This window comes from Natronomonas pharaonis DSM 2160, assembly GCF_000026045.1.
In the GTDB taxonomy this organism is placed as follows: Archaea; Halobacteriota; Halobacteria; order Halobacteriales; family Haloarculaceae; genus Natronomonas; species Natronomonas pharaonis.
The window spans coordinates 1739829-1766153 of record NC_007426.1 but is presented as its reverse complement, the minus strand read 5'-3'; the positions used below and the strand labels follow the sequence as shown (position 1 = coordinate 1766153).

Below are 26325 nucleotides of genomic sequence, written 5' to 3'. Positions count from 1 at the left end.
GGGTGCCGTGTCTAGCGAACTCAAGCGAACCGACCAGTCTGCCGGCCCCGCAGCGGCCGCCGCGGGTCAGACCGTACTCGAGCTGGATGACGTGCAGAAATCCTACGATGGGATGGATGTCATCCGCGACCTCTCGTTGGATGTCCGGGACGGAGAGCTGCTGACACTTCTGGGACCGTCCGGGTGCGGGAAGACGACGACGCTCCGGCTTATCGCAGGGCTCGAACGACCGGATAACGGGACTGTCCGACTCGGCTCAACGCCCGTCTCCGGGTCGGAGTTTGTGCCGCCAGAACAGCGCGATGTCGGTGTTGTCTTCCAGGAGTTCGCGCTGTTTCCCCACCTCTCGGCTCGTGAAAATATCGCCTTCGGTATCCAGGAGTGGTCCGAAGCCGAACAGCAAGAGCGGGTCGACGAACTGCTCGAACTCGTCGGCCTGGTCGACCACGGCGACAAGTCCCCGGAGGAACTGTCCGGCGGCCAACAACAGCGTGTCGCGCTCGCTCGCTCGCTGGCCCCCGAGCCGAAACTGCTTCTGCTTGACGAGCCGTTCTCGAATCTCGATGTCGACCTCCGTGTCGAGATGCGCGAAGAGGTCAGAGATATCCTCAAAGAAGCGGGTGTTACGGCCATTTCCGTGACCCACGACCAAGAGGAGGCGATGTCGATTTCGGACCGCGTCGCGGTGATGAACAACGGTCGCATCGAACAGGTCGGAACGCCTGAAGGGGTTTTCCAGCAGCCGAAGTCCCGCTTTGTCGCTGGGTTCCTCGGCCACGCCTCTTTCGTCAGCGGCTATGTCGAGGACGGCTGCGTCGAAACGGGTGTCGGCTGCGTTCCGCTCGAGCAGGTAAACGGTCTGACCGACGTCTACGACGGCTCCGAAATCGACCTGATGGTCCGGCCTGACGATGTCTGTGCCCGCCCTGCATCCCCCGAGGAGGCAAACGGCGAAGTCGTCCATCGGCGGTATCTCGGCCCCACGGTGCTGTATCGCGTCGAAATCGAATCCGGCGATGTCGTCGGCTGCATGCATAACCACGCCGACGAAGTCTCGCTTGACGACCCTGTTTTTGTCTCTATCGACGCCGACCACGAACTCGCCTGGTTCCCCCGTGGCGAGCGGAAAATGGCAGACGGCGGCCCGGACAGTACGGCATAACCGCTGTCAAAGCCCTCTGAAAACGACGAGCGCTCCCATCGCGGCCGCGAGCGAAATCAGGAGGTTATCGGTCTTTATTGCGACTCCGGCAGCGACGGCTGCAGCAGCCCACTCGGCAGGGCCGCCGGATGCGAGTTCCGGTGCGACGATGGCGATGATTATCGCGCCCGGAAGCGCCTCAAGCGCCGCCTCGGTCCGGTCTCCGATATCGACGTGGCCGAGAAGCCACAGGCCGCCGGCCTTTGTGATGTAGGTAAGCACCGCCATTCCGAGGATGACACCGACAGTGAGTGTCCCCAGTTCAAGCACGCTGGACCACCGCCACGAGGCTCCCGGCCAGCCCACCGAAGAGGATGTACCACTGGCCGGGCGCAGCGGCCTCAGCAGCGACGGCGACCGCCGCTGCCGCCGCCCACGGGGCTGTGTCGTTGCGGCCGCGCCAGAGGCCGACCGCGAGGATGACGAAAATCGCTGTAAGGACGAAGTCGAGCCCGAACCGCTCGGGGTCTGTTACAGCGCTTCCGGCTGCGGCGCCGATGGCGGTCGTCAGGACCCACAGCGACCACAACGCCAGCCCCGCTCCGAGTAGAAACGCTCCGCGTCCGGTTTCCGACCGAAGGTCGGCGATAGACAGCGCCCACGTTTCGTCGGTGATGAAAAACGAGCTTCCGTAGGCCTGTGCGGGCGTCAGCGACTTGAACCACGGCCGCAACGACGCCCCCATTAGCACATACCGGAGGTTGATGACAAGCGTCGTCACGAGAATCGTCACGACGGGCAGCGGCGTCCCCCAGAGCTCGACGGCGACAAGCTGGGACGCACCGGCGACGACGGTGGCGCTCATCAGGGTCGCCTCGGCGACAGAGAGCCCTGACTGTCGGGCCAGAACGCCGAAGGCGATTCCGTACGCGCCGACGCCGATGGCGACGGGAAGCCCGGTCCGAAAGCCGGCAACGATACCGTCGCGCTCGAAGGAGACTGCCATACGGCACCGTCACCACGGCGTCAGTTTATCCGTTTCGTCCGCCGGATACGGCTGCAAACGGCCTGCGGTTGTCATGGGTTCGGTCGTCTCTTGCCCTCGTTGAAGGAAATGCGCCTGCGGAATTGATATAGCGGCATATGGTTTATGAGTTGTGCAGAAAACACTCCGAGAGCGGAACAGCAAGGCAACCACCCACCGCTGACGAGGTACAACGGCCATCAAGCAGTACCACGCCCCCGTGTCGGCTGGGTACGCTGGTCGATTACTCCCACGACAGCCGAGACAGTCTCCGTAGTGTGTCTCTTGAGCCGTAGATGCGGAGGTCCGGAAGACGTGAGTCCCGAGGCCAACCGTGTGCTACTGGGCGATTCCCAGTCACCGTTTTCGGACTGGTCTCAGCCAACTGTCGCCCACGCACCCTGAGAACGCTGAGGTAGCATCCGCCGGCGCTCCGCCGTAGCGGCCTGTCTAGATTTACTGTCAGCCACTTCGGGAAGATGGCTTCTGTGCCCACCTAGGGGCAGGCTCGCCACGGTTCGAAGCCCCCGTCTCGCCCCGGCCACGCATCGTTTTGAACCTCTTGACTGGGGCTTGACGAAAGCCGCGTTGTACCTCGTCGTACAGCGTTGTGTGCTTTATGATGCCATCGTTTTCCAGCCTTGGTCCCCGACGCTACTTGTGAGAACCCAGCGTTATCACGTCAGCGACAGCTATGGCCGCATCTGGAAGACGATATCCCGTTTTGAGTCCGCTGGCATGCAAGTATCAACGCTCCCGCCCCCCAGCCGCCTCGTACAGCGGGACGAGGTGGTGCTTTTGTCTACCATCGTGCCACCTCTCCGCTGGCTACCCGTCGCTAGAGTTCCTTGTTGAATCAAGCACAGAGTGAAGCCAGCCCGACTGTTGTGGCTTTGCGGTTGATAACAGCATTTCTACTATACAGGCCGGGACGATTGCCACCTGCAGCCAGCCGGGCCAAACAAAATGACAGCCACGCTGGAGAACTCGGCGTCGCTGCATACTCTCACTCATGGCGCTGGGGGCCACTTGCTTGCTGGTGCTTCGCTCCGCTGACCAGCCCCGGTCGTGCTGTGTTCACCGCAAGCCCCGCATCAACGCTGATAGCATTGATGGACTGCTCAGAATAGCACGTATCCCACTGACAGGCTCCGATAGCATGTCTGATGCCCTTGTGGCGTGGAGTATCTCTTCCGGCAGACAGCGTTGCTTGTTTTCGGCAAACGTTGGCAGCTGCTCCTGAGCGGTCCGGGTAGTGAGAAACGATGCGGCCTCCATGGGGTCCCTCTTGGCACCAGCCGGTGTAACACTCCATCGGCAGCTTAGAGAGCAGGAGGGGGAGCCGAGTGCTTCAGACTTTGTGGTGTGCTGTCGCACATATGTATATCGCTGAATGTAGTTTCTCAACCGCAATTTAGGAATTAGACACGACGATAACCAGCTCTCAGCGTGACGATTTTGGAATTACACTCAACGATAAAAGCCCTTATCGCTCTGTCTGACATACTTTGATGTACCCGGGCGACGATTCTCGGATATGGCGAACGGCGAACGCGTTCCGGTTCAGACCTACGTCACCGAAGCCCAGCGGGACATCTGGGAACGGGAAGCAAAACAGCGCGATATGAGCCGAGCGGAGTACGTCCGAACGATGGTACAGGCCGGGCGTCGGAGCTTCGAGCTGAGTGAGACAGGAACGGATACAAACGGCGACTCGGGCAATGCCGGCGATGCCCAAGTTTCCGATGCTACCCCGGGGGTAGATGGGCTCGAAGACCGCATCCTCGACGTTCTCGAAAACGAGGGGGTTGCCGACTGGGAAACGCTTGTCGCTGGCGTCACGGACGACATCGAGTCGCGGCTTGATACGACGTTGGAGCGGCTACAGGCGGACAACCGGGTCCGATACAGTGGTCGGCGAGGCGGCTACACGGTGGTTGACGATGAGTAGTGACAACCGGACCGACGAATCAGCCGCTGTAGACCCCGTGGCGTATTTTTTGCAGGACATGACGTTCCACGGACGGACCGAACGGACCCGGGACGCCTACGAACGGGTGCTCAGAGACTTCGAGCAGTTCATCGAGACCCGCCGAGGAACAACACTCGACGCTGCTGACCGCCGGGCGTGTATGGCGTGGGTCCATTCACTTCGGGACGAACACGCGCCGAGTACGGTTGCCTCCTATGCCTCCTACGTCCACCGATTTTACGCATACATGACGCAAGTCGGCGAACTGGAGTCGAACCCGATGGCGCTTGTCACCGAGGAGATGGACGAGTCGATAGACACCGACCCTGCCAGACGTGACGTTTCCGTTCCCGAGATGCGGGCATTCGTGACGTCGCTTTCCCACCCGCTTGAACGGGCGCTCGTCGGAACCCTCCTAAAGACGGGAATGCGTGTCGGTGAGTGTTGCAACCTCGATGTACGCGACCTGCATCTCGATGACGACGAGGTACAGGCTGCGTTCGACGTTCCCCACCGAGGGCGTCTCGAGGGGCGTCCGGACTCGGTATACGTTTCGAGCGAGCCGGCTCGTGGTGAGGTCTACAACGGCGAGGAACGGAACGCCTCCAACAAGCGCAAGCGCGACACTGTCGTCCCGGTCGATTCAGAGCTCAAGCGGCTGCTGAAGGCTTGGCTTGCCGTTCGGCCGGACACGACATCAGCCGCCGAGCCGCTTTTCTGCTCGACGAGCGAGTGGGGCGACCGTGCGACCCCGTCGATGGTGCGGTCCATGGTCGCAGAGCAGGCACGCGAGCGTGGCTGGTATCGTCAGGGCGGCGATTCTGCGGAAAACGTCACGCCACACTACTTCCGGCATTTTTTCACGACGCATCTCCGCGACAGAACTGGCGACAGAGGCGTCGTCAAGTACCTGCGTGGTGATGTCGCCTCTGATGTCATTGACACCTACACCCACAACTGGGGCGACCGGGTGCGGACCGTCTACGAGGCGAACATTTATCAGCTGCTGCCGTAGGAACATTTCAGACAAAAATTTGCGGTATAAAGAAGGACCGATGTCGCAAACGAAGTCTATAAACCAAATAATGCTATATCTAATACTCGGGTCCGACCATCAGCTTTGGTTCCCGGACGACCCTGAAAACAGCCCTCGACCCACAAGCGTGTACTCAGTCGTCTGCGGCTGTCGGCCCGCTGTCCGTATCGCCTGTCGGACCAGCCTCGCCGTTGTTTTGGAGGGTGAACCTGTCGAGTTCCGCCTGTAGCGTCGCCGTCTCTTCACCGAGGTCTGCGAGCTCTGCTCTGATTTCGGCGACCGCATCGGCTGTCGACTCACTGGCGTCGGCCGCAGCGGTTCCGATGTCGGCGAGTTCCCGTGCTTTATCGGCGACTCCATCGATTACTGAGGTGACTTCTTCTGTGCTTGCAGCGCCGTCATCGGTGGCACGGGCGACCTCGTCAGCCGACGTTTGGAGGCCCTCAGCGGCAGAATCGACCTGCTCGAACAGCGCTGCCACCGCCTCGACGCTATCTGCCCCCGAAGCGGCGACTGTATCGAGCCGTTCGACGTCTTCGTGGACGTCGGCGACGTCACCGAGCGTCTCCGCGACCGTCCCCTGAATCGTCGTGGAGTGTTTCTGCGTCTCCGCGGCGAGCTCTTTGACCTCGTCGGCGACGACGCCGAAGCCGTCATTGCTTGCGCCATCGGCACGGGCGGCCTCGATGTTGGCGTTCAGCGCGAGGATGTTTGTCTGCTCGGCGATGTCATCGATGAGCGCCGTCGTCTCCTCGACATCGCTCATCCGTTGGTTGAGGGTCTCTGTCAGCTCGGCGACCGTAGCGACCTGTTCTGTGACCTCGTTGACAGCCTCGGCTGCCGCGGCGGCCTCGTTGCTCCCCTCGGCTGCGAGCTCGGCGACGTCCCCCGTCTCCCCGGAAACCTCCTGTGTGCTTGCGGCGATTTCCTCGATGACCGCAGAGAGGTCGTCCATCTCAGTGCGGGCGGATTCGAGCTGTTCGGTCTGGGTTTCGAGTTCCGCGGCGAGTTCCCGGACATCGTCCGCTTGCTCACGCTGCTTGGATTCGAGATCGGCAGCCCGCTCGCGAATCGCCCCTGTCGTTTGGTCAACGGTGTCGGCGAAGGAACGCAGGTCGCTGAGAACTGAACTGAGGTCACCGGTCATTTCCCGGTACGCACCTGAGATATCTTGGACGGCTTCGATATCGGAGTCTTCGGGTGGCGTCGCGGTCAAATCGCGGTTTGCGACTGCGGTCAGCGCCGCGGCGACAGCGCCGGCCTCGGCCTGCAGCGTCTCGTTGAGCTCGTTGAGCTGTCCGCGCTGGGCTTCGGCTTCTGACCGGGCAGTCTCGATTTCGGCCCGCTGTTGTTCGAGCGTCTCAACGTCGTCGACGCGGTCGTCAAGCGAGTCGCGGGTGGTTTCAATCGACCGCCACTGAAAGAGGACCGCACCCACGAGTAGGAGGACGAACCCCGCGTGGATGAGCCCCCAGACCATCGGATTCGACATCGCCGGCTCGTGGTTGTAGACCATCTCTCCGTAGGTGTGACCGAAAAGCGAGTGTTGGACAGCAACGTATGCGACGCCGAGCCCCAACGGAAGCCAGTCTTCGTACATCGCGACAACGCCGATGCCGACGAAGTACAGGAAATGTGCTTCGACGAAGCCACCCCAAAAGTACGCGAGCACGGCCGCACAGGTCATGAAGCCGAACGACGCCGTGATTGACTGCATCCGCTGGGAGAGCATTGGCAGCAAACTCAACCCTGCGAGCACGAGGATTATTCCGCTCCCAGCGAGGCCGTGAGCCAGCGGAATCTCCGGATACGGAACGCCGGTAATCCCTCCCGTCCCCGAAGCCCGGCTGAGCACAAACAACAAAGGCGCCTGCAGAACGAGCGACCCAACGATGAATCGGTGGCGGAGCCGAAACTGACCGTCGTCGATTCGGGTTCCATCTGGAATCCCGCTCCGGAAGCGCTCGAGTGCCGATTCGGTATCTGTCATGCTACATAGCTTCGTCCCAAAGCCGTTAAATCGCGGCTCGATAACGGATACTGATACTACCGGATGTATTTTTATCGGTGCTCGGCCCGCTCAGACGGTGGTCTATGCAGATAGGGCACCGTTAGAGATATTCTTGGTTGTGTCTCGACAGCACAGACCGCACCGAAGCCGGCAGCCCTGCAGCCGTTATCGGATGGCTGTGGCTACGTGCGAGATTGTCAGAAAAATCGAGAGAACTGTGACGTCGCTACAAGCGACGAAGAGGTCTCCGTATTACAGTCGAACGACGTTCGCTGCGCGGGGGCCCTTGGGTGAGGACTCGATGTCGAACTCAACCTCGGTACCTTCCGTCAGATCCTCGCCGCCGACATCTTCCATGTGGAAGAAGACGTCTTCGTCATCGTCGAGGTCGCCGTCGTCAGTCGAAATGAAACCGTAACCGCCAGTGTCGTTGAAGAAGTCAACCTTACCGTTTGCCATTACAAACAATCATTTAGTCGGATGGGTGATAAGGCTTCCGAGTGTCGCGGTACCATGACTCCCGTTTTATATCGGCGGCCGTCAGGCCACGCCTATTCGAGTTCGATAGCTGACTCGACTTCGGAGGCAGGTATTTACCGTCCGCCCACAATGTATGACACGCACCGCCATGAAACCGTGTCAGAACTGCCAGACGGTCATCGACGAGTACATCTTGGATAAACAACTCGAACCGCTGCGCGAACTCACGGCTGACGACTTCAGCGTCTGTGCGGACTGCGTAACCATCGTTGCGGATGCATGCGTGGAGTGTGGCGGCGCGGTGTACGTTCCCCGAAGCGAATCGGTCACCCCCGACTACTGTCCGGCGTGTCGCTCCGACCTCATCAGTCGTACTGGAGACGACCCCGGCTGGACGCGCTGTCAGGCGTCCAACTGAACGGCGGCCGACTCTCTACGGTACTTTTTGTTCGTGACGGTCTGCTTGAGTTGATGTGTCATCGCCTCGGGAGACAAGCGTATCTCTTGCTGCAATGCTTCTCAAATGGCACTCCAAGCTACAGTGCAGGGACATACCCGTATCAGTCCGGTATGACCTGCGTTCCCTCTGTGCCGGCCAAGGCCCCTTTGAGACGGTCGGGCGTAGTGATGGCTGCCCGACCGCTGCCGTCTTCTACGAACGCGAGACACGCCTCTACCTTCGGACGCATGTTTCCACGCCCGAACTCGCCGGCCGCAAGATATTCGCGGAGCTCTTCGGCCCGAATCCGACCCAGCGGCTGCTCGTCCGGGCCTCCGTAGTCCACGTAGACGAACGACCTCACCCTGTTCAGTTAGCGGCACACCCTGTGCGCTGACCGCCTACGATTATCGCCGCGGGGCGTTCATCTCGGTGCCGGCTCGTGAGACCTACCAGTCACGCCCGGGCGGAGAAATCGTCTCCCCTTGATACGAACCGTTTCCCCTTGATACGATACGATTGCCCACACGCGGATAAGCGAGCTACCGTCCTATCGGCCGCCATCATCAGGTTGGCGGAAGCGTATCTGCAATATTGTGTACTGAACGCCGCTGACGCTCCATTCTCAGAGACGCTGTCCCGACTATCCACTGTGGCCCCGTGACTCGGCCTGCGAATCCAGCAGGCATCCGTAAGCGTTCCTGTTGTGCCTTTGGCGGTATCTTTAGGGTCGTGGATAGTCACGTCCGGCTATGGAGCGGCACCGGGTTTCTCCGGCGGACCTCTTTTCGCTCGGGGTTGTATCCGAACTGGAGACCGCCATCGAGGCTGTCGCAGCCGGCCGGAACGTGGCCGTGGTCGCGCCGCCCTTGGCCGGACGGGCCGCCGTACTGGACATTGTCGAAGACATGGTCGGCGAGAGCGTCCGAGAGCAGGCCACTGAACGAACGGATACCGCTGACGCCCCAATCCGGCTGTACGAGGATTGCCATCGGTTGTATCTCCGACACATCGGCGGCTTCTCCGAACTTGACGCCTTCCTCGACGGTATGGCAGAGACATCGGCTGTACACGTCACTACGTGGAACGCCTACGCGTGGGCCTATCTGAACCAGGCGAAATCCGTCGGCAATTCCTTTGATTCAGTCATTACGCTCGACAAACCTGACAGCGAGACGGTCACGTCGTGGCTGGAAAGCCTCGCTGCTGACGGCCTGACGTATGTCCGCGATTCTGCGGACGGCCCGTCGGGCTTCGACCCACAGAAAATCCACTCACTCACTACACTTCGTGAACAGCTTCGCCTGTTGTGTTTCGCTGACGGCGACGATGACGACCCTAAAACGGCTGTTTTTGATTCGGTCACCCGAATCACCGGCGGCAATCCCGGCGTCGCAAAGACCATCTGGAACGCGATCGAAGCCGAGGCTGCGACCGAAGGCGAAGTCCGGACGAGTATGGTCACGGAACACGAAGCCGAGGTCTCAGAGCTCAGCTACGACGACGCCTACGCATTGCTGGCAGTGCTGGCGAACGGTTCGATTACCCAAAGCGAGTTAGAGGCGGTCGTCGATGAGAGCCTTGACCGCACGCTCCGGCGATTCGAAAAGCAGGGCGTGGTTGAACTGACCGGCGACGGCATTTCCGTTGCGCCGCCGGCACTGAAGCCCGTCGTCGAACATCTCACTAACAGGCGGCTACTATGGTAGGAGTGCAACCTCCGCTGCTGCAGTTGGCCCCACCTGATGGCGTCGAGATGCCGGAGGTTGGGGTTGGAACGGTCGCGGGAGCCGTCCTGATTCTGCTGGCGGCGTATGCTCTCGCCCGGGCGTCGGTGTTCATCCTGACCAAACTCTCCGACCGCTTCCCGACGAGGCGTATCGGCATTCGGATGGCGACCCCCATCATCAAGTTCGGAATCTACATCGTAGCGGTGTTTATCATCCTTGATTCGCTGCTTGAGCTTACCACCACGCAGGTGCTTGCCTTTTCGGGCGTATTGGGGGCCGCGCTGGGCTTCGGCCTGCGGGACCTGTTTGCCGGGATGGTCGGTGGGCTAGTGATTATCCTAGAGCGTCCCTACCGGGTCGGCGACGAAGTCGAAATCAAGGACCACTACGGCGAAATCACCGATATCGGGCTGCGGGCGACCCGAATCGAGACACCCGATGACGACCTTGTCTCCGTGCCGAACTACGTGTTTTTCACCGATGCGGTGGCGAACGCAAACGCCGGCAACCAAGAGATGATGGTCGTCACCGAGTTTATGATTTCTCCCGAGGCTGATATCGACCGCGCCCAAGCGATTGTTGAGGAAGCCGTTGTCACCTCCCGCTATGTGTATATCACCGACGACTGTCCATACACCGTCTCGATGCGTGACCGCCCGTACTATTATCTCATCCGGGTCCGCGCCTACGTCAACGACCACCGCTACGAGCGGGCGCTGATATCGGATATCACCGAACGGGTGTTCGAACAGTTTCAGGCGGAGGGGATTCCCAAGCCGCGCGGGCTTGACCGCGACCTCCACGGTGAAGCCACCGAAGACGGATGAGCTACTTCGGTACGGCCCGCAGGACGGGGCGCGTTGATGCAATCGGCTCGAAGCTGTAGCCGAACGACGACAGCAGTTCCCGTATCTCGTCGCCATCGACGTGGACCTCACAATAGATACGCCGTGGCCGGTGGGCAGCGATTGTCTCCTGAAGCCCGCTGAGTACTGCTGCGTCGGCACCTTCAGCATCTATTTTGAGAATATCGGGCGGCTCGACAGCACCTTCGGCGACGAGGCTGTCTCCCGCTGCGAGTGCAACCTCGACAGTCGAAGCAGGTGGGTCGTCCTGTGCTCCGGAGAGTGCTGCCGCTGGAGTCGGCTCGGCTTCGAACTCGGCCGTTCCGTCGCGGTCGGCGAGCGCACACTCCCGAACCGCTATCGAGTGGCCGGTTGCGTCGACGACCGTCCGGAGCCGGTCGGCAACCTGCGGGTGGGGTTCGAAGGCCTCGACGGTCACATCGTCGGCAGCGTTCGCGGCGACGACCGAGTGCCACCCGAGGTGTGCCCCAACGTCGTAGAACACGTCTCCCGGCCCGAGTTCGTCGACAAGCTCCTCGAAGAGCCGTATCTCGGGATGCATCCATCGGAACCGTTCGTACTGCCAGCGCGTTTCGATGGGGAACTCGACGGTCACGCCGTTAACCGCATGCGTTGCGGTCTCCTGCGACGAAAGGCGGAACAGCATTCCTGGAACGCCGAGCGCCCAATACAGCGAAGAGAGGTGTGTTCGGACACCGAGCCGGTCAAGCCCCGGTTCGAGATACGCAGTGTAGAGTCGGCCGTCGAAACCCATGCTCGTGTCGTCGATAGGCCCTCCAGCCAGTTAGCTCCGCGGGGCGTCGAACGGCCGCTGACGAACCAATAGGTGGCCAGACAGCATCGACGATGTGTCTACTGCCCCGACCCGACTAGCTGGGCGTAGAGCTCGTAGTCTACCTCCTCGAACCCAGCCATCCAGAGCCCACCGGCGTAGAGGCCGATGCCGACAGCGACACCGACAGCCACGCCCGTCCACGCCCCGAAACCGGCTGCCGCTGTGGCGGCGTGCGTACCGACCATTCCCGCAGCGGCGACGCCGCCAGCGGCAAGTGGCTTGCCGAAGGCCCGCCCGTACGGCTGCATCCGTTCGAGATACCAGACTTCTGTGAGTTTCGTCAGGTTCCGCGCGAGGAGCACGCCTGCGGAGGCCAGCGCCGCGCCGACGAAGCCAAAGAACTGGATAAAAACGACGGTAAGCACGACGTTGGCGACGCCGAAGACCCACTCGTTGAGCATCACAGCGTATTGGTGGTCGGTCATCATCAGCAGGTCGCCGCTGGGGCCGACGGCCGCATTACAGAGTTGGGCACCAACAAAGAGGACCAAGACGGTCGTGCCGGCGGTAAACTCCGGGCCGAACAGCCCCAGCAACTCGACGCGAAAGACCACGAGCACGGCCGCGAAAAACAGGCTTGCAGTGAATATCCACCTCGTTACGGCCCGGTAAATCGCCTGCATGTCGGCGGTTCGTCCCTGCGATTGGAGCCGTGAAATGACGGGTGCAAACAGCTGATTAGCCGCCAATAGCGGAACGTACAGGACGCTGGCAAGCAACACCGAGACGTTGTAGACGCCGACCGCCGTCGAGGAGAGGAAGACGCCGACCATCAGCACGTCGACACGGCTTTGCATGACTGTGCCCGCGTCTTTGGCCGTCAACGGTAGCGAGTAGTTGTAGTAGTCTCTGACCGTCTCACGCGTTCCCGCGGGCGAACGGAGCCGCGGCCGTATCTCCAACCGTGTCACAAACAGATACCCTGCGACTGCAAGTGTCGCTACGCTGGCGACAACCATTGCGACGACAACGCTGTAGATGGTTCCGCCGATGAGTACTGCCGACCCAACTGCCAGTACGCGCAACACCGGCTTAAGCAGCCGCTTGCTGAGTACCTCGTACTCGATCACCTCAAGCGCCCGAAACGTCGCATACAGCAGGTTTGCAGCAGTATCGACGAAGAGAACCACCGCAAACAGTCGGAGAACAGGCACGAACCCAGGCTGGTCGAGTGTCACCCCTGCCACCGTCGGTGCGAAGACGAACAGTCCGCTCGCGACGGCGAATCCACCACCGAGGGAAGTAACCCATGCGAGCGCGAGGACGAACCGGCGCTTTTCCGGATTCGACTCGTATTTCGGAAGATAGCGGACTATGGACTTGTCGCTACCGAGGTTGGTAAGCAGCAGCGCAGTGAAGACGAGCGTCTTTCCGTAGGCGAACAGCCCGTACAGCCCAGCGCCAAGCCATCGCGAAACAAGGAGATGCAACAGGAACTCGCCGACATCGGAGACGACCTTGCCGACGGTGTACAGCGAGCCACCGCGGACAATAGTGGCGAGCGACGCACGCCGGGACTTGCGCTGCTCGCTCATACGTGCCACTCTCGCCGTTCACACATCGTTTTTGCTGTCCCGGCACGCGTGTTGTGCCGCCGGATACTGACCTGACGAACGGAAAGATTCCCGATAGCACTTTTGCGCACCCAATCGTACGGTGTACTACCAAGCATAATGTCAGCTGTCTCATCACCTTCGATGCGTCACAGACGGGGCCGCAGTGCAGCTACGATAGTGACAGCGCCCGCAACCGGCATCGGAGTTGACGACGGTTCAGAAACCCCCCTCACACCCGCCAAACAGGCGTCCAACGAGACGGATGCGTAAGGCAGATACACTACTACGTCGGTTCAGGGATGCCTGTTCGGCCCGTCGGTGGGCGGTGTACTCCCTTGGGTTCCTCCCTGTCGTTTGGCTGGCAGTCCGTCTTCTTCCGCTATGGCGGATTCGGCGGTGGTGGGCCGTCCGGCTTGTCCGACTCCCCGACCGCTGGCTGCCGACACATCTCCGCGTGTTGCCACCTCCCGATAGCGAGTATCTCGGGGTGTGGGAGGTCCCACCGGACGAGGCACGCAGCCGGCTCGAAACCCGGTACGGATTCCGCCAGCAGGTTCGTGCGTACCTTCACGCATACGAGCGGCACGGAACAATACGGTACGAACAGGCGAGCTGTGCGTACCGTCCGAACGGTCTGCTTGGTGGCTGGCAGCTCCACGTGAGACTCTTCTCGGCCGCCGGCGGCACAGCAGTCTGGTGTCACTGGGAGCGCAACCCGAACGTCGCGCCACTTGCACACCTCCGACGGGATGGCTACGACCCGGACGCTGGCAAGCAGCGCTTGCTGGAGTTGCTCGACGAGCCGCTCCGGGTTGCAGACGAAAGCGGGCATGCGCCGCCGTATCCGGACCGGGACTGACACACCGCGGACGGAGGCCCCGGTCGCCCGAAGACTGCTAGCCTGCCGCTGGCCTGCCTATTTTCCAGCCCTGCCTTATCGGTCCCATGAGAGTCCACTGGGGGCTGTGGGCGGTGTAAGCGGACTCGACGGGAGGCCGCCGCTCGGGTTGGGGTCGTTGTACGCTTTCGGCGCGACGTCGTTCGGGGCGTCCGGATAGAACAGCGACGCAATAGCGTGGAGATGCTCGCGGCCGACATCGAGTTCAAACTGGCCGCCCCCGAACATCTGTATCCCGTGTTCACGACAGTAGTCGAGCGTATCGAAGAGCGACCGCACCGAGCCGAACCGGGACGGCTTGATGTTGAGCCACTCGGGCTCCCAGGGGAGTTCTTTCACCGTATCGACGCCCCGAATCGGGTAGTCCCACGTCACTCGCGGTTCGTGGCCCTCGAACAGCGGCTCCGTCTCCTCGTTCAGTTCCGGGTCCTCGATGAGTGCCTCGGGGAAGGACTCGATGACCCGCTCGTAGAGTTCGGGGTCAGCGGGCTGGTCGACCGTCGTGCCGTGGTACTGTCCCTTGAGGTCGAGAATCCGGACCGCATCGGTCGCCGCGAGCCGCTCTATGGCCTCCGCCGGCCACTCGGAGGTGGGGTCGAGTTTGAACTCGAGGTCAGAATCGCGGTCGAGCCATTCGAGCACCCGGTCGCCGGTCGGTGGCTCCTCGAGTCGCGTGCTCACGACGAACCGGACCGGGTCGTATGAGCGGTCGAGCCGGTCGGCGAGGTTCGTATCGGCCTGTTTCAGCGCGAGGTCAAGCGCAGCGCTCTCGAAGGCCCAGCGGCGGTAGTTCCGAAAGACTGTCTGTCCGGGCGTTTCGCCGTGGAAAACGTCGATTCCGGACAGCGCCTCGGAGAACGAATCGAGCGTATACTCCCCCGTGATATCGAACGCCGTACCACTGTCCCGAAGCGAGAGGTGGGCATCGGTATCGTAGGTGACATCTTCGCCCCGCCCGACGCAGCCGTCTCCCCGAAGCGAGACGATGGTTGTCATCCGTGTAAATCCGCTTGACGTATCGCGCTCGCGCCGTTCGAGACTGTATTCGTCGACGTTCAGGTCAAGCCCGGCGACAGCATCATAAAGCATCTGTACCATGTGTGGCCGCGAGGGGACTTAAACGTACGACGCTGGAGAGCCACCGCGTTCGAAGCGCTACTCGAAGACGAGCGCGTAATGATACGGCGGCAGTACAAACTGCTCGGCGAGCGTTATGTCGGCTGCGCTCTCGATTCGCTCCCGGCATGTAGACGGAGCCAGCCGCAGGTCAGCCGGCGGCCCTCTCGGCTTGCCGGCTATCGTTGTTTCCTCCCGCGGTCGGTCCTGCCAGTTGATGACGACGAGACGACCGTCCGCAGCGAGAGCCGAGACGGCTTCCGTGACGAACGTCTCGGAAGCCTCGATTCCGTGGAACGCGTTTGCCACCAAGCAGACATCCACGGGCTCGGGCAGGTGGTCGGTAAGCGACCGTGCGTCGCCCGCAACTGTCTCGATGTTTTTGATGTTCTGCTGGTCTGCGAGGTGGGCAAGCGCTTCGAGAAGCGACGGATCTACGTCGACAGCGTACACGGGTGCCGGATCGACGATTCGGGCGGCGGGCAGCGCGAAGTAGCCGTTTCCGCTCCCGACTTCCGCGAGCGTGTGGCCGGACGAAAGGCCACACTTTCGGAGTGTCGCACCGGGCGTCGGCCACAGCTTTCCCCACCAGTCCCAGTCCGGCTGCCGCGTGTTCTGAAAACGGTCCATGCTGGGCTGATATAGACGGAACTGCGGTTAGTAGCTGTTCCCTCGAGGAGCGTACTGGAAGACAACTGCTTCAGCCACGTGGTTCGGAAACGAGCGAACGTGCTGTCAGCCGTTCGGATCTAGCGACAGGTCGGCCCTACCGTGCAAAGCGCGGTCGGAGTCGAGCTTTCGAGCGGCGTCGGGACGCACGTTGCGGCACGACCAGCGGAAGCAACAGCAGACGACGAAGTGGTACGTCCACGCCGACCTCCACGCCGATGACCCGGCGGTTCTCCCGCTCGGCGAGGGCGTGCTGGAGGGCCTTCAGTTCGGCGGCAAGCGCAACTACGACTACGGCGAGGTCCAGCTGAAGGGCACGCAGATAGTGAACGTGGATGAACTGGACTATTTACGGTTCGAAGGCGCGGAGACGTACCTCACCGAGTTGGTGACGTCGTCCGTATTGAAGGCGGAGTATCCAGACGCCAACGGCCAGACGGTCCCGTGGCGGTGGGCCGAGAACCGCGACAAGTATCAAGAATCGTATAAGTAACGACTAATAGGCCACCAATACAACATTGAAAATAGGTCGAATCGCACGAGAATATCTCAGCGGCGTTACTGAATAACGAAATAGTAATACCAACAACTGCTATGCGCTTACGGGACCCAAAAGAGATGCTCCTGATAATGGCCAAAATCACGTTGGCGTTAGTTGGGGCAATCGTCATGACTGCTCTGGCAATCCTTGTCCTTCCGTTTAGCGACTTCAGCCCGCAAACCCCCGGGCGAGTCGTTCAAGTTGGAGTATTCTACGCTGCTTGGGCGCTTTTGATATTCAGGCTCGTATTCGGGGAGTACATTCCCCGTGAAGCATTCAAAACTAGCGAGTCGTAGGTTCCTTCGCCCGGACATGCGTGTGTACTGCTTGCTCACCTGGCTGATCGCTACCGCAGAACGTTGAATTGACGGCCCCTGTATCTCTCGTGCTCCCTACGCAGCACGCAGGTCGTATCATTCTGATTCAGCCGCTTCCTGCCGGTCGGAAGCCGTTTCAGCCGCAGTCCGGTCAGACGTTTTTTGCTCGCGGCCGTCCGCGTCAGGCCCGGCATCCATGAGTCGACTCAGCTCCGCTTCGAACTCCGCTTCAGACAGCTCGCCGGCGACGTATCGCTCTTTGAGAGCGTCAACCGGCTCTCGGTCAGCCGAGTCGTCCCGCCGACGCGAGTGCCAGCGCCACGCAATCCAGAGCGTATACACCACAGCGAAGAAGCCGGTTACACCGGCAAACACCACCCCGGGGACAACGCCAACGACCCAGAGCAGCCCGGCGAGCAAAATGAAATCGAGGCCGAAACCCAGCATGTAGCCGAGCATCTCGTGGGTGACAAGCGGCTCCGTATCCTCCTCGTCCATTGCTGTCCTCTTTGGGTAGCCACAGTAAGGGGTTTTCCACGAAGACACCGTCTGCTCGGAGTGTGCTACGTAACGGAGTCAGACATCTCGATAGCCTCGGTTAAGATATGGTCGCTCAATACTGTCGGACTCCTTTCCGTTCGAGCATTTTTGCCTGCCGCGGCCGTTAGACAGCCATGGACAAGGAGCCGCCGGCCGCAAGGGTCGAGCAGCTACACGAAGAGTTAGCGGCGACACAGGAACTCCCCGTCGAACGGACGGCCAGCCGCTGGATAGGAGAGGCAGAGGCGGTCGCGGGCGACCTCGTCGGAGTCGACAGCGACAGCGACCTCGTTTATCGGCGGGTTAGCCATGTGGTGGATTTGCTCGCGAACGTCGACGAAACAGGCGATGATACGGCGGACCAGCATCTCGCGGAAGCAAAGCGGCTCGCTGCGGAGGTCGTCGAACTGACCGAGTGAACGCCACGAGCGGGCGGCTGTCGGTCAGTCGTCGTCGGAAGAAGCGGCGTCAGCCTCTGCGGCTGGCGCTGCTTGTCCGACGGGAGCGGTAATCAGCCGCCAGGCGACGGCCGTACCGGCAACGGCAATCACCGACAGCGACAGGAAAAACGCAGTGAGCGAGAGATACTCAAGCAGGAACCCGCCGAAAGAGATATTCAGCGCGCCGAGGCCGAACATGCCGAGATACGTATACCCATACGAGAGCCCCCGCGAGTCGGCGGGGGTGTAGACCGCAACGGCTTCTTGATAGAACGGCTCGATTGCAAAGAGCGTGAATCCCAGCACTGCACAGTAGACGAGCACGGCGACCAGCCCTAGCCCCGAGACAGGGATGAAGACGACCGCGAGTACGGCGAGCGCTCCGAAGACGACGACCAGCCCGCGGGCGACGGGCATCCGTCTTGTGAGCTTTCCTGCGACGTACTGACCGGCCATCCCGGCGACCAACAACCCGACGTAGAAGTAATCGCCCAGCGAGAGCTCTTCGATGCCCGCCGGAAGTGCCACCCCAGCCATAGCCGGAAGCCCCTGTAGGATCTCCGGCAGGTAGGTGAGCACGCCCCGGTAGTAGAGGCCGACAATGGTGACAATCGAGAAGACGAGCAGAAACGAACTGGCGAACAGGCTTTTTGAGTCCGAAACGAGCGAGGAGCGACCGCTCCCGCCGGCATCGTCAGGCGTGTCGTCGACGGCCGCCGTTGAGTCGAAGTCGGCGCTGAGCCCGTATGCGGTCGCTACGACGCCGGGTACAGCCAGCGCGAGAGCGACAAGCTGCCACTCGAAGAACAAGAGGAGCGTAGCGGTAGCAAACGGCCCGAGCGCGATGCCGAGGTTGCCGGCGATGCCGTGCCAGGCGAAGACCGTCCCTCGGTCCTCGACGCCGGTGCTGATGAGCGCCAACCCCGCGGGGTGATAGACGCTTGCTGCAATTCCCCACGCGAGCAGACAGAGGGCAACTGCGTATATCGAGGGTGCGACTGCGAGAGCTGCAAACGAGAGGCTCATCCCGGTAAGACACCAGAGTATGGGCTGTTTCGGCCCGAACCGGTCGACGAGCACCCCTGCAGGGAGCGCCCCGAGCCCGAATGGGGCATACCCGAGCGCGACGACGAGGCCGATCACGGCGACAGATACGTCGAAGGCGTCTAGCCAGACAACAAGGAGAATCGGAATCGCCAGCTCAAACCAGTGGACGACTCCGTGGCCCAACATCGTAAACGCCGCAATCGACCGGTCGTTAGACGCAAGTTCCATCTCGTGTAAGCGACGCGGATGCAACCAACGAGCGATAGCTGTCGTCCGGCAGCAGCCCAGGCGTGTGCCAGAGCCGCAAACGTCGGCTGAACGAGTCGGCTATCAATGACCGTACCTTCCAGAGGGTACGGCACTGCTTGCGTTGCCGTGACGACTGGCTGGCGATTGCTTCTCGCATTGGTTGCGGTGTGGCGTTCCGGACGAATAAATATATTGGAAATATTATGTTTCTTACAGCGGAACGGCACTATAGAGCACTGAAACGCGGTTTGGCGTTATTCCTGATGTAGCGGGCCGCTCAGTAGTACTGGCGGCTCTCCGAAGCGTACCGGGGACATGAACAGGATGGCGCGCTGACATGTGATTCTGTTCGCCGTTCACTATGCGTGGACAGACCGTTCTCTAGAGATGAACAGCGCGTTTCCCAAGGGTGAACGCGCCGGTAGAAAAGTGTGGGCGCTCTACGGCGACGGGGCACTTATGACCCGACAGCGGGTACACATCAGTATGTCGGACGACCGGGTTCAGGCGACGGCAACGTCGGTGCGGATACTGGAGGGGATCGTCGAACTCGACGGTGAGGCCGGAGTGACAGAGCTTTCGACGCACCTCTCGCTCGCCAAGAGCACGGTCTACAAGCATCTCAACACACTCCAGACGACCGGAGTAGTCGTACAGCGGGGTGACCGGTATCGCATCGGGCTCAAGACCTTGGAGTTTGGAGGGTACGCACAGCGCCACGACGGCATCTACGAAACGGCCCGCCCCGAAATCGAGTCCATGGCCCGCAAGTCCGGGGAGTTGGCAAATCTCATGTTCGAGGAAGGCGGCCGGGGTGTGTACGTCCACACGGCCAGAGGCGACGATGCGGTCGACCTCGATACCCAGACCGGGCGACGCGTGCATCTCCACGCGACGGGACTTGGGAAGGCGATTCTGGCGACGCTCGACGACGAACGCGTGCGGACCATTATCGACCGACACGGGCTTCCGGAGGTGACACCGCATACGATTACTGACGAGGAGGCGCTGTTCGAGGAACTGGCGGCAATCCGGTCAGCGGGAGTCGCCTACGACCGCGAGGAGTGCGTCCCCGGGATGGCCTGCATCGCTCGGCCGCTATCCACGCCCGGTCCCCGGCCGGCGGCAATCAGCATCACCGGTCCCGTCAGCCGGATTACCGCCGACGAAACCGAGTCCGAAGCCCGGCAACTGGTCGAACAGACCGGCAACGTTATTGAGTTGAATCTCACCGAATGAATCGCCGGCTGCGGCTTTGGCTCACGAACGGCGCATAGGCCTACCGCCGCAGCGGGGGCCGCAAGCTACGTTGCCGTCCTGTCGGGTACAGCAAGCGAATACGGCCGCCACAAAGGTGGGTGCGAGGTGTGTTGTGGGAGGTGGGGGAAACACACGAGCGACAGGCGCACCCACCGGTAATAGGTCAATATAGGTAAAAACCATTCTGCTGTTATGTACTGTTTATTACGCTAAAAATACAATTCACCGAGGGAGAATCCGCTTTGTCTCACTTGTCGATATCTGTTCCCGGGCGGTAACGACGGCTAATGACCTTCCAGCGGCCGGACCGATACAGGCCGTAGTTGATCCCTCCCGGAACAAACGACTCCAAAACGAGCGCCAAGTAGAGTCCGCCCACCCCGAGTGGGGTAACAAGTCCCAGAAACGCGGCCGGAAGCGCAAAGAGGTACCGACCGATGAGCGAGGCGACAAACGGCCGACGGGTGTCACCGGCTCCGACAAGAACGCCCGACGCCGTCCCGTCAAGCCCGAGCCCGATGGCGCTAACGGCGGCGACAGCGACGAAAGCGGCGGTCACAGCAACCGCCTCCGAGCCGGAGACGAACAGCCCGGCAATCGGGGTCGCAAGCGCGACCACAATGGCTGCGACAACCAGATACACAACCATCGTGAGTCGAATAATGCCTGCCCCATAGGCGTCCGCTGCCGTCTCCTCGCCAGCGCCGAGCCGTTGGCCTACCAGCGAACTCGATGCCAGCGACATCCCCCAGTTGACGCTGTCTATCAGGGCACGAACACGCCGTGCGACTTCTAGAGCAGTCACAACCACCGGACCGAACGAAGCGGCAATCCACAACAGCGGAAAGATAGTCAGCCCCTGTGCAACCCGGCGCGCGATTTCGGGAGCCGCGACTTCAAGCAGCTGGCGGGCGACCGTCAGGTCAGCAAACGGCCCGGACAGCGAAACCGGGACCGGACTCGGCTTCATGCCGAGCCCGCCATAGGTGTGACCGAACATCCCCCACCCGAGAACCACCATCGCAATCCCAGTCGAAAGCGTCGTCCCCAGCGCGACCCCGGCGACGCCCATCCCGAGCCCGAAGACGAACAGGGCACTGAAGACGAGGTTGAGCACCGCCCCAACGCTCCGGATAACCATCTCGGTGAAAGTGTCCCCGACGCCGGTGTAGGTCCGGCTGGCGATGAGGTTCAGCAGCTCAAAGAGCACGGCCGGCGCGATGAGCAACAGATAGGCCGTCCCATGTCGGACTTCTTCAGGGGTGGCACCCAGAATGGATATTAGTTCACTGCCGAATAGAGAGAAAATGGCCATAACTGGCGCCGCAAACAGCGCCGCAAGGAGAGCGCTCTGTTTGACGACGAGCGACGCACGGTCGTCCCGGCCGCCGCCGTAGTTCTGTGAGACGAGGCTCACGGTTCCGCCAGCCAGTCCGAGGCCGAAAAGGACCACGATGCTCCAGTAGCCGAGTGCGAACGCGAGGCCCGCCGTCCCGGCAGTGCCAACGGCAATTCCGACCATCGCGAGGTCGGCCGTCTGCTTGGACATAATCGCAAAGCCCGTGACGATTCGCGGCCACGCGAGTTCGATTGTGGGTCGCAGCCGCTCTGCGTCGATAATTCCCAGCCGGTCGAGCACACGGCCGAGAACGTCAACTACGTCATCGCCGGCACCCGGCATACATACACCCACGCTTGACAGCGACTTCCCTCTGGCGACACCCGTGTCCGCCTGCAGGGATGGAGAGACAGAAGACGGTATCGGCAATCGGAGCGGGTCGGCTCTCCCACAAACACTCTCTCGTCGCAGACAGCGGACGTACTGCAAGGCACGCCTCGGTGAGCCAAACGCCTTTACTGTGGGGCGTCTCAGGTACGAGACACACGGATATGTCCTCAGCGAATGCTATCAAAACGGTTCGTAATCTCTGCATTTACCTCGTCGGCGTCGCGATAGCCGTCGCCGGCGCATTAGGACTCGCCGATGCAATGGCCGTTCAGTCGTCAGCCGCTGCTGTCCTGTTTGTACTCGGCCTAGTGCTGGTCATTGCCGTTCACGAGTCTCTTGATGGCCCCATCCCTCAGTAGGCGTCCGGCGGCCACCTCTGGCCGTCTGTCGGGACGGCAAGCGGCTGCGGTGTTCTGTTCGCGGCGTGTCGCTGCCTTGGCCTCCCTGGATGACTTGCTCGATGCTTTCGACCAGCCGGTCTGCGGCCAGTATATTCGAGTGGGTGACAAACATCGCTCCGGCATCTAACAGTGTTCGCGCTTCGACTGCCGACTCGGATCGAACGATGATGTCCGCCTCCGTGGAGCGCAAAAGCAGCGACCTCGAAAGCGGCTCGTAATCGACCGTCGAGACGAGCAGCTTTGCTTCCGGGAGGCGGGCCTTCGCCATCGGATACGTCGCCATCGCGTCCCCGAACACGTGGTTTTTACAGTCCGTCTTGAGACCCCTTCGTTTGGCGGGGTCGTTTTCGACGACCACGTAGTCCTCACCGAGTGTTTCAAGCTGCTCTACGACCCGCCGCCCTTGGCGACCATGGCCGACGATTACAACGTGGTCTTCGAGTCCGTCGTCGACAGAGCTATGTTTGTCGACCTGTCGGGTCTGCTGTCCCTCAACCAGACGGGCGACGATGCTCGTATAGAGCTGGCCCTGAAAGCGACGGACGACGGTTGCGACAACCATCGTTATCGCTGCCGTCAGAATAATCGCATCGAATAGACTCGGGGCGATCGTCCCGAGCAACCACGCGTGTATGGCGATAATCAACGCGAACTCGCTCGTCTGTGCCAACGTCGAACTGGCGAAAAACGACGTCCTCGCGTCGTAGCCCTCATAGAGGAATGCGGCCGTATGCACAGCTGGGTTGACGAGCAGTACAAGGGCAACCAGCACAGCTGTCAACACGACGATTTCAATTGTCGGAAACTGCACAAGCGCACCGATAGTGACGAAGAAGATGGCCGCGAAGAAATCCTTGATCGAGTCGATTCCATTGCGAACGTCGAGGGCCTCACCGCCTTCGTCTTGAATCGCCAGCCCCGCCGCGAACGCTCCAACGACTATCGAGATGCCAGCCAGCTCCGCTGCGGCGATAAACGCGATGAGAATCGAGATACTCCCCATCAACACGAGTTCGTCGGAGCCGTCTGCGGCACGGACGAGCCGTGGGAAGCCGTAGCGGTAGAACACCAGCCCGGCGACCAAAAGCACCACACCGTACCCGATATTCGAGGTGACTGCCTGGGGGTCGGTCAGCGCATCCGCCGAGAGTACCAACACAAGGCCGATGGCAACGATGTCGTCGAAAAAGTGAATCGACGACGCCAGCCGCCCGTATACGAGGTTGTTTTGCGTCCCCGCTGCAAGCACTCCCGAACCAACGACTGTCGAGCTAAACGTCGCTGCCGCCGCGAAATAGATGGCGTTCCGAATCGGGTGGTCGAAGCCGAACGACAGGCTCAATCCGTACCCGACGCCGGTCGCGACGACGCCGACAACCAACAACTGCGTAAGGGCGGCGACCTCAGCGTCCCGAAGTACCGAGCGGATATCGCTCAGGTCGACGCGGATTCCGAACACGAACACGAGGAAGGCGATTCCCCACTGAGCGAGTTCAAAAACATCGGACGGAGCGATGAACGTCCCTGCAAGGAGTCCGGCGACGATGTACGCGGGGACGACCGGGTATTCGAAGTGATTTGCCAACAGCGACAGCGCACCCGCGGCGATAAAGACAGCCGCCAGCGTGAGGACAGCGTCAGTCATCGTCACCTCCCGACGTTCGCAGGTCGACCCCCGTGTCTGATGCCATCCGCCTCCGGGTGGTTGCCTGACTCGCGCGCCGTCGAATCTGTTCGATGTCGTCCTGTATTCGTGTGTGGAACACGCTTTGGTCGGTGAGATACAGTTCGAGATACTCGCCCAGCTTTTCGGCTGCCAGATGAGGCGGCATCACCACGTACGACGCTCCCGCCTCGTAGAGGCGATGTGCGTCCGCAATGCGCTCGGCTTCGACGAAAACGGGGGTGTCGTCTGCCGTCTCCTGCAGCAGCGCTTCGTTGATTTCACGCTGGACGCTCGAACTCAACACGAACTCTGCCTCCTTGAGATTCGATGCTTTCCTGACTTCCTTGTGTCGGAAGTCGCCGAATATCGACTCGTACTCGCCGGCTTCACGTATTTCCGCGATGTGTTCTGTGTTCCTGTCGATGATGACGACCTCCTCGAATGCCTCGTCGAGCACCGGGAGTGCTTTCTCGGTTACCTCGTCGTACCCGATTGCGACCGCGTGGTTCTCGTACTCGGGGAGCCCCTCGTCGATACCGTCGCCAGACGAGATGCGCCGAATCCACGGCGCAACGCGTTCGTAGATAGCGTGGTTGTAGAGGATGATATACGTGGAGGCAGTCATCGTCAGCAGCGCCATCAGGGTCAGGTATCCAAGTACGTCAGCGCCGATATACCCCTGCTGGAACGCGAGTGCGCCGACGACGAGCGAGAATTCGCTGACTTGTACCATGTTAATCGAGCCGAGGAAGGATGTCTCGGGACCGAATCCTTCCCGGTCGATGAGGTAGAACATAATCCAGAAGTTCCCGACCATCAGCACGACCGACGCGATGAGCGCCTCTTGCCAGTGTGTGAGCAGGCTGCCAACGCTTTCGATTTGAAGCCCAATCGAGGCGAAGAAGACGAGAATGAAGAAATCGGTGATCGGCGTGATGCGGTCCTGAAGCTCCTTACTATACGGAAGCTGAGCGAGGCTGAGGCCGGCAAGGAACGCTCCGACCTCAACTGAAAGGTCGAACCCCTCGGCGATTGCGATAAAGAGGAACGCCCACGCGATTGCGACGATGAGAAAGACGTCTTTGTTGTTGGCGATCCGTTCGAACAGGTGGGGCAGAAGGTACCGGGACGACGCGAGCGAGAACAGCCCGATGAAGCTCATCATCACGAAGATGACGCCGAGCGTCGTCGCAATCTCTCCGGCGTCACCGAGTTGTTCGGCACCGAACAGCGCGAGGACGACGACGAGATAGATGTCCTGCACGATGAGGACGCCGACATCGATTTTGCCCGGCAGTGTCGTAATCTCGTCCTTATCAGTGAGCACCTTGACGATGACCGGCGTTGCACCGAAGACAGTCGCCAACGCGATAACCAGAATCTCGTCGGTGGCAAACCCAAGCAGCAGCGCGACAAGAAACGCCAGCGCAGTCTGAAGCACCGTCTGCCCGATAGCCACGTTCGTAATCGGCGCCAGTATTTCGCGGATATCGTCGAACCGCATCTTGAGGCCCAGAAGGAACAGGAGAAATCCGAGCCCCAACTCCGCCATCACGTCAACCAACCCCTCCTGGGTGACGACATCTAACGCGACAGGACCGAGAACGACGCCAGTAAGAATGTAGGCGACGATAGTGGGCTGGCCGAGCTGCCGCGCGAGCAACCCGATGACCGTGGCGACGACGACGATAACAGCGAAGTCAGCCGCGAAGGCGATACTGTCGCCTGAGGCGGCGACCTCTTGAGAGAGGTCGGCAAGCTGTTGTTCGGGCATTCGGAGACGCTACTGTTCCGGAATCGGGAGCATCGCTGACTCCTCGGTGGACTGCGGAACTGTCAGTACAGGAGCGGGGGAACGGCGAATGACGTTCTTGGTCGTGCTTCGGTTTAGCACTCTCCCGAGCCCCGTGCGGTCGTGGCTCCCCATCACAACGATGTCGATGTCCCGCAGCTCAACATACCGAACAATCTCCCTGAAGGGATAGCCGGACGAAATCGCCGCCTCGATATCCTCGGCGCCGTACCCGCGTGCCTGCTGGTGAATCCGCTGTATTGCTTCACAGTCGGTCGCTTCGAGGTCAGCGTCGAGTATAGGTGGCCCATCGACCTTCCCGGGGACCGTTTCACTGATATGCAAGACGTGTAGCGTTGCGTCGTAGTCGCTTGCGATTCTACTCGCGAGTCCAGCAGCTGTTTCCGCACAGTCGCTCCCGTCCGTCGGTAGCAACACGCGTTCCATCACAGGTACAGTCATCCTACGAGGAGACGACACGTCAGTCTTCCATCGAGCTTCACGGGGCGTATAACAGGACTCGGAACCCGGTGAAATCGAGCGGTTTAGACGTTTTAGTAGTCAAGTGGC

At 61.0% G+C, this 26325-nt stretch carries 24 protein-coding genes and 1 pseudogene; 10 read left to right on the top strand and 15 right to left on the bottom strand.

All coding sequences use genetic code 11. The features are described 5' to 3' along the window. The first annotated feature begins 7 nt into the window (after positions 1-7). On the top strand, positions 8-1162 hold the full coding sequence (locus NP_RS09015) for an ABC transporter ATP-binding protein (RefSeq protein ID WP_011323533.1): 1155 nt from the start codon (positions 8-10) through the stop codon (positions 1160-1162). A 6-nt stretch (positions 1163-1168) separates the two neighbouring features. On the opposite strand, the gene NP_RS09010 is transcribed toward NP_RS09015, so the two are convergent. Together NP_RS09010 and NP_RS09005 are read right to left on the bottom strand one after the other, a co-directional pair. Continuing rightward, positions 1169-1471 carry an AzlD family protein gene (locus tag NP_RS09010; RefSeq protein WP_011323532.1) on the bottom strand — a complete coding sequence of 101 codons (303 nt, stop codon included), beginning with the start codon at positions 1469-1471 and terminating at the stop codon, positions 1169-1171. Next, positions 1464-2147, bottom strand: a complete 684-nt coding sequence (locus NP_RS09005) for an AzlC family ABC transporter permease (RefSeq protein ID WP_011323531.1) — start codon at positions 2145-2147, stop codon at positions 1464-1466. Before NP_RS09005 ends, NP_RS09010 begins: the two co-directional genes overlap by 8 nt. A gap of 1555 nt (positions 2148-3702) precedes the next feature. Between NP_RS09005 and NP_RS09000 the strand changes: the two genes are divergently transcribed. Both NP_RS09000 and NP_RS08995 read left to right on the top strand, forming a co-directional pair. Next, positions 3703-4116 (top strand): DUF5805 domain-containing protein, encoded by a 414-nt coding sequence (locus NP_RS09000; protein WP_049939621.1) that lies wholly within the window; start codon positions 3703-3705, stop codon positions 4114-4116. Beyond that, entirely contained in the window at positions 4109-5152 is a 1044-nt protein-coding gene (locus tag NP_RS08995) for a tyrosine-type recombinase/integrase (RefSeq protein WP_011323530.1), read from the top strand. The genes NP_RS09000 and NP_RS08995 overlap by 8 nt, the downstream gene beginning before the upstream one ends. A gap of 154 nt (positions 5153-5306) precedes the next feature. Here NP_RS08995 and NP_RS08990 read toward each other — a convergent pair whose 3' ends face one another. Further along, positions 5307-7163 carry a methyl-accepting chemotaxis protein gene (locus NP_RS08990; RefSeq protein WP_011323529.1) on the bottom strand — a complete coding sequence of 619 codons (1857 nt, stop codon included), beginning with the start codon at positions 7161-7163 and terminating at the stop codon, positions 5307-5309. A gap of 273 nt (positions 7164-7436) precedes the next feature. Continuing rightward, positions 7437-7643, bottom strand: coding sequence for a cold-shock protein (locus NP_RS08985; RefSeq protein WP_011323528.1), 207 nt, complete (start codon positions 7641-7643; stop codon positions 7437-7439). 169 nt (positions 7644-7812) lie between these two features. Here NP_RS08985 and NP_RS08980 point away from each other — a divergent pair, with 169 nt between their 5' ends. Continuing rightward, on the top strand, positions 7813-8082 hold the full coding sequence (locus NP_RS08980; RefSeq protein WP_011323527.1) for a DUF7571 family protein: 270 nt from the start codon (positions 7813-7815) through the stop codon (positions 8080-8082). A gap of 142 nt (positions 8083-8224) precedes the next feature. On the opposite strand, the gene NP_RS08975 is transcribed toward NP_RS08980, so the two are convergent. Beyond that, positions 8225-8449 carry an amino acid kinase family protein gene (locus NP_RS08975; protein WP_049939620.1) on the bottom strand — a complete coding sequence of 75 codons (225 nt, stop codon included), beginning with the start codon at positions 8447-8449 and terminating at the stop codon, positions 8225-8227. A gap of 406 nt (positions 8450-8855) precedes the next feature. On the opposite strand from NP_RS08975, the gene NP_RS08970 reads away from it, so the two are divergent. Both NP_RS08970 and NP_RS08965 read left to right on the top strand, forming a co-directional pair. Beyond that, positions 8856-9812 (top strand): hypothetical protein, encoded by a 957-nt coding sequence (locus NP_RS08970; RefSeq protein ID WP_011323526.1) that lies wholly within the window; start codon positions 8856-8858, stop codon positions 9810-9812. Then, entirely contained in the window at positions 9806-10660 is an 855-nt protein-coding gene (locus NP_RS08965) for a mechanosensitive ion channel family protein (RefSeq protein ID WP_011323525.1), read from the top strand. Before NP_RS08970 ends, NP_RS08965 begins: the two co-directional genes overlap by 7 nt. 1 nt (position 10661) lies before the next feature. Here NP_RS08965 and NP_RS08960 read toward each other — a convergent pair whose 3' ends face one another. Next, positions 10662-11453 carry an FkbM family methyltransferase gene (locus NP_RS08960; RefSeq protein ID WP_011323524.1) on the bottom strand — a complete coding sequence of 264 codons (792 nt, stop codon included), beginning with the start codon at positions 11451-11453 and terminating at the stop codon, positions 10662-10664. Positions 11454-11551: 98 nt separating this feature from the next. Continuing rightward, positions 11552-13069, bottom strand: a complete 1518-nt coding sequence (locus tag NP_RS08955) for an oligosaccharide flippase family protein (RefSeq protein ID WP_011323523.1) — start codon at positions 13067-13069, stop codon at positions 11552-11554. Positions 13070-13415: 346 nt separating this feature from the next. Between NP_RS08955 and NP_RS08950 the strand changes: the two genes are divergently transcribed. Then, on the top strand, positions 13416-13949 hold the full coding sequence (locus NP_RS08950) for a hypothetical protein (protein WP_049939618.1): 534 nt from the start codon (positions 13416-13418) through the stop codon (positions 13947-13949). 75 nt (positions 13950-14024) lie between these two features. Here the strand turns inward: NP_RS08950 and NP_RS08945 are convergent, their stop codons facing one another. Together NP_RS08945 and NP_RS08940 are read right to left on the bottom strand one after the other, a co-directional pair. Further along, the gene (locus tag NP_RS08945) at positions 14025-15077 is read right to left on the bottom strand and encodes an enolase (protein WP_049939616.1); all 1053 of its coding nucleotides are present in this window, start codon (positions 15075-15077) and stop codon (positions 14025-14027) included. A 66-nt stretch (positions 15078-15143) separates the two neighbouring features. Further along, positions 15144-15734, bottom strand: a complete 591-nt coding sequence (locus tag NP_RS08940) for a class I SAM-dependent methyltransferase (RefSeq protein WP_011323520.1) — start codon at positions 15732-15734, stop codon at positions 15144-15146. 193 nt (positions 15735-15927) lie between these two features. On the opposite strand from NP_RS08940, the pseudogene NP_RS08935 reads away from it, so the two are divergent. Further along, positions 15928-16242 (top strand): annotated as a pseudogene (locus tag NP_RS08935) (hypothetical protein); the annotation flags it as partial. A gap of 485 nt (positions 16243-16727) precedes the next feature. Here NP_RS08935 and NP_RS08925 read toward each other — a convergent pair. After that, entirely contained in the window at positions 16728-17129 is a 402-nt protein-coding gene (locus tag NP_RS08925; protein ID WP_011323518.1) for an SHOCT domain-containing protein, read from the bottom strand. A 176-nt stretch (positions 17130-17305) separates the two neighbouring features. Here NP_RS08925 and NP_RS08920 point away from each other — a divergent pair, with 176 nt between their 5' ends. Beyond that, positions 17306-17590, top strand: coding sequence for a hypothetical protein (locus NP_RS08920; protein ID WP_011323517.1), 285 nt, complete (start codon positions 17306-17308; stop codon positions 17588-17590). Positions 17591-17614: 24 nt separating this feature from the next. Here the strand turns inward: NP_RS08920 and NP_RS08915 are convergent, their stop codons facing one another. Beyond that, positions 17615-18886, bottom strand: coding sequence for an MFS transporter (locus NP_RS08915; RefSeq protein WP_011323516.1), 1272 nt, complete (start codon positions 18884-18886; stop codon positions 17615-17617). Between the two features lie 507 nt (positions 18887-19393). On the opposite strand from NP_RS08915, the gene NP_RS08910 reads away from it, so the two are divergent. Then, positions 19394-20146, top strand: a complete 753-nt coding sequence (locus tag NP_RS08910) for an IclR family transcriptional regulator (RefSeq protein ID WP_148215450.1) — start codon at positions 19394-19396, stop codon at positions 20144-20146. A 268-nt stretch (positions 20147-20414) separates the two neighbouring features. Here the strand turns inward: NP_RS08910 and NP_RS08905 are convergent, their stop codons facing one another. From NP_RS08905 to NP_RS08890, 4 genes are all read right to left on the bottom strand, one after another. Further along, positions 20415-21848, bottom strand: a complete 1434-nt coding sequence (locus tag NP_RS08905; protein ID WP_011323514.1) for an MATE family efflux transporter — start codon at positions 21846-21848, stop codon at positions 20415-20417. A gap of 363 nt (positions 21849-22211) precedes the next feature. Continuing rightward, on the bottom strand, positions 22212-23942 hold the full coding sequence (locus NP_RS08900; protein ID WP_011323513.1) for a cation:proton antiporter: 1731 nt from the start codon (positions 23940-23942) through the stop codon (positions 22212-22214). After that, positions 23935-25737 carry a cation:proton antiporter gene (locus NP_RS08895; RefSeq protein ID WP_011323512.1) on the bottom strand — a complete coding sequence of 601 codons (1803 nt, stop codon included), beginning with the start codon at positions 25735-25737 and terminating at the stop codon, positions 23935-23937. The genes NP_RS08900 and NP_RS08895 overlap by 8 nt, the downstream gene beginning before the upstream one ends. Before the next feature lie 9 nt (positions 25738-25746). After that, positions 25747-26217 carry a universal stress protein gene (locus NP_RS08890; RefSeq protein WP_083761676.1) on the bottom strand — a complete coding sequence of 157 codons (471 nt, stop codon included), beginning with the start codon at positions 26215-26217 and terminating at the stop codon, positions 25747-25749. Between the last annotated feature and the right edge of the window lie 108 nt (positions 26218-26325).

What these genes read in the sequence shown, in the direction of transcription:
- NP_RS09005 (WP_011323531.1), bottom strand. Translation starts at nt 2,147, where the DNA reads ATGGCAGTCTCCTTCGAGCGCGACGGTATCGTTGCCGGCTTTCGGACC.
- NP_RS09000 (WP_049939621.1), top strand. Translation starts at nt 3,703, where the DNA reads ATGGCGAACGGCGAACGCGTTCCGGTTCAGACCTACGTCACCGAAGCC.
- NP_RS08995 (WP_011323530.1), top strand. Translation starts at nt 4,109, where the DNA reads ATGAGTAGTGACAACCGGACCGACGAATCAGCCGCTGTAGACCCCGTG.
- NP_RS08990 (WP_011323529.1), bottom strand. Translation starts at nt 7,163, where the DNA reads ATGACAGATACCGAATCGGCACTCGAGCGCTTCCGGAGCGGGATTCCA.
- NP_RS08985 (WP_011323528.1), bottom strand. Translation starts at nt 7,643, where the DNA reads ATGGCAAACGGTAAGGTTGACTTCTTCAACGACACTGGCGGTTACGGT.
- NP_RS08980 (WP_011323527.1), top strand. Translation starts at nt 7,813, where the DNA reads ATGAAACCGTGTCAGAACTGCCAGACGGTCATCGACGAGTACATCTTG.
- NP_RS08970 (WP_011323526.1), top strand. Translation starts at nt 8,856, where the DNA reads ATGGAGCGGCACCGGGTTTCTCCGGCGGACCTCTTTTCGCTCGGGGTT.
- NP_RS08965 (WP_011323525.1), top strand. Translation starts at nt 9,806, where the DNA reads ATGGTAGGAGTGCAACCTCCGCTGCTGCAGTTGGCCCCACCTGATGGC.
- NP_RS08960 (WP_011323524.1), bottom strand. Translation starts at nt 11,453, where the DNA reads ATGGGTTTCGACGGCCGACTCTACACTGCGTATCTCGAACCGGGGCTT.
- NP_RS08955 (WP_011323523.1), bottom strand. Translation starts at nt 13,069, where the DNA reads ATGAGCGAGCAGCGCAAGTCCCGGCGTGCGTCGCTCGCCACTATTGTC.
- NP_RS08945 (WP_049939616.1), bottom strand. Translation starts at nt 15,077, where the DNA reads ATGCTTTATGATGCTGTCGCCGGGCTTGACCTGAACGTCGACGAATAC.
- NP_RS08940 (WP_011323520.1), bottom strand. Translation starts at nt 15,734, where the DNA reads ATGGACCGTTTTCAGAACACGCGGCAGCCGGACTGGGACTGGTGGGGA.
- NP_RS08925 (WP_011323518.1), bottom strand. Translation starts at nt 17,129, where the DNA reads ATGGACGAGGAGGATACGGAGCCGCTTGTCACCCACGAGATGCTCGGC.
- NP_RS08920 (WP_011323517.1), top strand. Translation starts at nt 17,306, where the DNA reads ATGGACAAGGAGCCGCCGGCCGCAAGGGTCGAGCAGCTACACGAAGAG.
- NP_RS08915 (WP_011323516.1), bottom strand. Translation starts at nt 18,886, where the DNA reads ATGGAACTTGCGTCTAACGACCGGTCGATTGCGGCGTTTACGATGTTG.
- NP_RS08910 (WP_148215450.1), top strand. Translation starts at nt 19,394, where the DNA reads ATGTCGGACGACCGGGTTCAGGCGACGGCAACGTCGGTGCGGATACTG.
- NP_RS08905 (WP_011323514.1), bottom strand. Translation starts at nt 21,848, where the DNA reads ATGCCGGGTGCCGGCGATGACGTAGTTGACGTTCTCGGCCGTGTGCTC.
- NP_RS08900 (WP_011323513.1), bottom strand. Translation starts at nt 23,942, where the DNA reads ATGACTGACGCTGTCCTCACGCTGGCGGCTGTCTTTATCGCCGCGGGT.
- NP_RS08895 (WP_011323512.1), bottom strand. Translation starts at nt 25,737, where the DNA reads ATGCCCGAACAACAGCTTGCCGACCTCTCTCAAGAGGTCGCCGCCTCA.
- NP_RS08890 (WP_083761676.1), bottom strand. Translation starts at nt 26,217, where the DNA reads ATGACTGTACCTGTGATGGAACGCGTGTTGCTACCGACGGACGGGAGC.